Origin of the sequence: Actibacterium sp., assembly GCF_041584535.1 — a bacterium.
Taxonomy (GTDB): domain Bacteria; phylum Pseudomonadota; class Alphaproteobacteria; order Rhodobacterales; family Rhodobacteraceae; genus Actibacterium_D.
Genome location: NZ_JBFHDW010000226.1, coordinates 1 through 4,457 on the forward strand (window position 1 = coordinate 1; position 4,457 = coordinate 4,457).

The 4,457-nt window shown below is 61.9% G+C and carries 5 protein-coding genes and 1 pseudogene; 1 reads left to right on the forward strand and 5 read right to left on the reverse strand.

Annotation, left to right across the window (positions count from 1 at the left end; genetic code table 11):
• Positions 1 to 70 precede the first annotated feature (70 nt).
• The 3 genes from ABYW26_RS11075 to dapD are packed head-to-tail and all read right to left on the reverse strand — an operon-like array spanning position 71 to position 2,504.
• On the reverse strand, positions 71 to 442 hold the full coding sequence (locus ABYW26_RS11075; protein ID WP_372604926.1) for a hypothetical protein: 372 nt from the start codon (positions 440 to 442) through the stop codon (positions 71 to 73).
• 1 nt (position 443) lies between these two features.
• On the reverse strand, positions 444 to 1,622 hold the full coding sequence (locus ABYW26_RS11080) for a hypothetical protein (RefSeq protein WP_372604928.1): 1,179 nt from the start codon (positions 1,620 to 1,622) through the stop codon (positions 444 to 446).
• 54 nt (positions 1,623 to 1,676) lie between these two features.
• The gene (gene dapD, locus ABYW26_RS11085; protein ID WP_372604929.1) at positions 1,677 to 2,504 is read right to left on the reverse strand and encodes a 2,3,4,5-tetrahydropyridine-2,6-dicarboxylate N-succinyltransferase; all 828 of its coding nucleotides are present in this window, start codon (positions 2,502 to 2,504) and stop codon (positions 1,677 to 1,679) included.
• Between the two features lie 86 nt (positions 2,505 to 2,590).
• Here dapD and ABYW26_RS11090 point away from each other — a divergent pair, with 86 nt between their 5' ends.
• Positions 2,591 to 3,436: an LOG family protein gene (locus ABYW26_RS11090; RefSeq protein ID WP_372604931.1), complete on the forward strand. Its 846-nt coding sequence runs from the start codon at positions 2,591 to 2,593 to the stop codon at positions 3,434 to 3,436.
• On the opposite strand, the gene ABYW26_RS11095 is transcribed toward ABYW26_RS11090, so the two are convergent.
• Both ABYW26_RS11095 and ABYW26_RS11100 read right to left on the reverse strand, forming a co-directional pair.
• Positions 3,411 to 4,178, reverse strand: coding sequence for a hypothetical protein (locus tag ABYW26_RS11095; protein WP_372604932.1), 768 nt, complete (start codon positions 4,176 to 4,178; stop codon positions 3,411 to 3,413). The genes ABYW26_RS11090 and ABYW26_RS11095 overlap by 26 nt on opposite strands.
• A 55-nt stretch (positions 4,179 to 4,233) precedes the next feature.
• Positions 4,234 to 4,457 (reverse strand): annotated as a pseudogene (locus ABYW26_RS11100) (23S rRNA (adenine(2503)-C(2))-methyltransferase RlmN); the annotation flags it as partial.

Genomic DNA, 4,457 nt, shown 5'->3' on the forward strand with positions numbered 1-4,457 from the left:
GATCAACCGTGCGCTGCTGACCCTGCGGGAAAACGGCACGTATGACCGGCTGTATCGCAAATATTTCGGCTCACAGAACTAGGTCGTCGGGATCGGCGGTTTCCTCGCCATCGAAGAACGGCGTGAACTGCGCCACCACGACCGAGTTTTCCTGAAGCGCGCGTTCCATCAGCTCCAGCTCTTCGGCGGTGATCTCGTGCCCCTGTTCGCGGCGATCGTCGGCGGTGCCATAGCCGGTGACCTCAAGCGGGGCCAGATCGGCCTGCTTCAACAAGGCCACGGTTTCGCGCACTGCTTCGGCCTCGTCCACGCCGCTGGCATAGCACATCAGCCCGGCCCCGGTGGCGCCATCGGGCAGACCGTCATCGGTCTTGCGGCCGACCTGAACCAACAGGGTAAAGACCTGCTGAGGCTTTTTCGTCTTTTCCGGCTTGTCGCTCATTTTATCCTCGTATCACCGGCGAAATAATCCCGGATTTGTCGTCCAGCAGTCTGGCCACCGATCCAACCGGGATCGGGCCAAAGTCGGGCGTGGCGCCCTGCATGAAATGTCCGCCTGTCGCATCCTGAATCCGGGTCAGCATCCGGATCGCGGCGTCGCGTTCAGGGCCGATGGGCAGGTGGCGCAGGCTTTTGGTGAAATATTGACCCTGAGTCAGGATCTTGTCGCGTTTGCGCGGCAGCGGCGTGGCGTCAAAGATTTCAGCCAGCGGCTGGTAATTCGGGAACATCCGGCGCGGGTCCAGCCCGGCCGAAACCATGCACAACTGCGTGCGACGGCATTTTTCACATGTCCCGCAATTGCCGCCTGTCGCGGTGTCTTTCCAACACACCGACATGTGGTCAAAGACCTGCGGCAGCATCTCGTCGAGGAATTTCAACTTGTCCACCCGCGTCGCGTTCGACCCGACATGGCTCAGCGGAAACTGATCCGTCGATAATGTTTCGATAAAACCGGGGTAATTGGCGCTGGAGGTGCTGGTCAGGTCAATCCAAAAGGTCGAATCCGACGAGAATACCCCGTGTTTCAACCCGCCCCCGGCATAATGCAGGCACGCGGCCAGAACCATCGGGTGCAGGTAGGTCCAATTTATGCCCAGGCTGCGGATGTCAGTCTCAAGCACATGCAGGCGCAGGCCGATCAGATCGGCGATGGCCTGCACCCGGCGGCGCAGATCGACAAAGCCGGCCTGCCCGGCATCGGAATAATCGGCACCGGCGATCAGCAGCGCATCGGTGATCCCAAGCTGATGCTTGGCGATCAGCGCGCCATAGGTGGAATCGATCCCGCCGCTCAGCGCGATGATCCCGCCGCTTTCCGCGCGCGGCCGGGGCGCGGCGACCTGAGAAAACTCGAACGCCGTCGAGCGCAGGTGCTTTTTCCGCCACGCATCCCAGACGAACAGGTTTTCGCGGACGCGGGTCTGAACCTCGGTCGAGATCGGATAAGGGAAGCGAAAGCCGATCCCCTTGGCCAACCCGACCGCGATCAGGGCGTAAACCGCGAAATCATAGGTTTGACCGCGTTCCTGCCCACGGTCAGGCCCATCAAGAACGAACTTTCCCCGACCGAAATCGACGATGCATTTCGGCCCTTCGAATGTAATCCCGACGTCATACATCTTAGGGCTGCGGCGCCGCGACCGGCCAAGGGGAAAGCCCAGAACCATCCCGGATCAGTCGCGCAGCAGGTCGTTGATACCGGTCTTGCTGCGGGTCTTGGCATCGACGCGCTTGACGATAACCGCGCAATACAGGCTGACACCGCCGGTCGACGGCATGGACCCGGCGACGACCACCGAATAAGGCGGCACTTCGCCATACATGACTTCGCCAGTGGCGCGGTCGACGATCTTGGTCGACTGGCCGATGAACACGCCCATGCCCAGAACCGCGCCTTCGCGGACGATCACGCCTTCGACGACCTCAGAGCGGGCGCCGATAAAGCAGTTGTCTTCGATGATGGTCGGCCCGGCCTGCATCGGCTCAAGCACGCCGCCAATGCCGACGCCGCCCGACAGGTGCACACCTTTGCCGATCTGGGCACAGCTGCCGACGGTGGCCCAGGTGTCGACCATGGTGCCTTCGCCCACATAGGCGCCAAGGTTCACGAACGACGGCATCAGCACCACGCCCGGCGCGATATAGGCCGATTTGCGCACGATACAGTTGGGAACGGCGCGGAACCCGGCAGTTTTCCACTGATCGGCGCCCCAGCCTTTGAACTTGCTGTCGACCTTGTCCCACCAGCCGCTGCCTTGCGGGCCGCCGCTTTGTTCTTCCATGTCCTTCAGGCGAAAGCCCAGCAGCACGGCCTTCTTGGCCCACTGGTTCACATGCCAGTCGCCGTTCGCCTGTTTCTCGGCCACCCGCAGGCTGCCGCTGTCCAGCGCGTTCAGCGTGTGTTCGATCGCATCGCGGGCTTCACCGGTGGTGGCGGGGGTGATTGTGTCGCGCGCGTCCCATGCGGATTCGATTGCGGCTTCTAGCTGGGCGTTGGACAAGGGAGATCCTCCAAAACGTGACTGGTTTCATTGGGGTAGAGCCTATAGACCCAGAACAGGACCGGCGCAATGCAAGGGAGGCAGGCATGAAAGACGATCACACGCGCGTATTCCCCAACGCGCACCACGATATCGTAACGGCGCGTGGCATTCCAGATTCGCCTCAGACCCGGTCAAAGGCCTATAAACTGGCCTTTGCCGATGACGCGTTCCTGTGCCGGGACGAGCTGCGCCCGGTGCGGTTGCAGCTTGAACTGATGAAGCCCGAGATCATGCTGACCGAGGCCGGGATCGACAGCACGATCGTGCTGTTCGGCGGCGCGCGTATTCCTGAACCGGCGCTGAAAGACACCGCCCCGACCGAAAAGCTGGCCGAGCTGTCAAAATACTATGACGAGGCCCGCGAATTCGCCCGGCTGATGACGCTCAAAAGCCTTGCAGGCGGTGGCCGCGATGACGTGATCATCACCGGCGGTGGCCCCGGCGTGATGGAGGCGGGCAACCGCGGCGCGGCGGATGCGGGCGGGCGGTCGATTGGCCTGAACATCGTTCTGCCGCACGAGCAAAGCCCCAACAGTTTTGTCACCCCGGACCTGTGCTTCAACTTCCACTATTTCGGGATTCGCAAGATGCATTTCCTGATGCGGGCCCGCGTGGTCGCGGTGTTCCCCGGCGGCTTTGGCACGCTGGACGAGATGTTCGAAAGCCTGACCCTGATCCAGACCAAGCGCATGAAGCCGATCCCGTTCCTGCTGTTTGGCCGGGCGTTCTGGGAAGAGATCATCAATTGGAAGGCTCTGGCCCGCGCCGGCACGATTTCCGAGCACGATCTGGAGCTGTTCCATTTCGTCGAAACCGCAGACGAGGCGATTCAGGTCATCGACGCCTGGCGCGCGGACAATCACGTTACCAGTCGTCCAGCTCATCCATGATGTCGTCGAAATCGCGGGCGATCTTATCGCGATAGCGTTTTTCGCGGGTCTCGGTCTCGGATTTATAGCGGGTGCGCAGGCGCCCCATGCCGCCGGGATTCTCGCGGATGCGATCTGTTAGTTTTCGGTCGAACTCGTCAGTGAAATCCTTTGGCGTGCCCGTGCCCGGCGTCAGCGTCATCCCGACCGAGATATCCCTTGGCGGGATCAGGATCATCGGTTTCGGCGCGCAAAACCCGACGACGATCGCCGCGAAACGCACGGCGGCGGGATAGGACAGCAGATAGCGGTCCTGCTGCGGCCCGTGGGTCGGGGTCAGGAACATGTCTTTGTAATCGGCCCAAGCGACCACCCGCACCGAATAGGTGGACATGAACATGTCATCCAGCCGCTGCCACGGAATGCGCACCATCAGCGGCGGGAAATTCTGCAACAGCATGGCGTTCAGCGCCGGGATGTCGGCGGCGCCGGAGGCGGCCAGAAAACGCCGGAACAGCGCCTGCGTGGCGGTTTGATCCTCGCGCCCGGCGGCGGTCAGCACTGTCAGGGTCAGGTTGGGCTCGGTCACGAAATAGGTCGGCTTTACCGGGTTGCCCTTGGGCGCCAGCCGACAATCCCAGAAATAGACCGCGCGCGGCAGCCGTCCGATCAGGCCGGGGTGGCCGACCCGGTATTGGTGAAAATCGTTGGTTCCGTATGCGTCCGAGGTTTCGACCTCGAGATTTCCCAGCTTGAACTTCATCGCCTCCTCCGCGTTTACCCCAGTTTTAGCACAACTGGCGGCATTGGCGCAGGGATCAGTTCAGTCCGGCTTCCTTCGCCACTTCGGCCCGGCTTTTGCGGGCGCGTTCGGTCGCCGATTTCAACTGACCGCAAGCGGCCATGATGTCTTCGCCGCGCGGGGTGCGGATCGGGCTGGCATAACCGGCCTTGTAGACGATATCGGCAAAGGCTTCGATCCGGTCCCAGTCGCTGCGCTGATACGGCGCATCGGGCCATTCGTTGAACGGGATCAGGTTGA

Bases quoted from the DNA above. Each gene is read 5' to 3' on its own strand.
- ABYW26_RS11075 (WP_372604926.1), bottom strand. From the start codon at position 442: ATGAGCGACAAGCCGGAAAAGACGAAAAAGCCTCAGCAGGTCTTTACC.
- ABYW26_RS11080 (WP_372604928.1), bottom strand. From the start codon at position 1,622: ATGTATGACGTCGGGATTACATTCGAAGGGCCGAAATGCATCGTCGAT.
- ABYW26_RS11090 (WP_372604931.1), top strand. From the start codon at position 2,591: ATGAAAGACGATCACACGCGCGTATTCCCCAACGCGCACCACGATATC.
- ABYW26_RS11095 (WP_372604932.1), bottom strand. From the start codon at position 4,178: ATGAAGTTCAAGCTGGGAAATCTCGAGGTCGAAACCTCGGACGCATAC.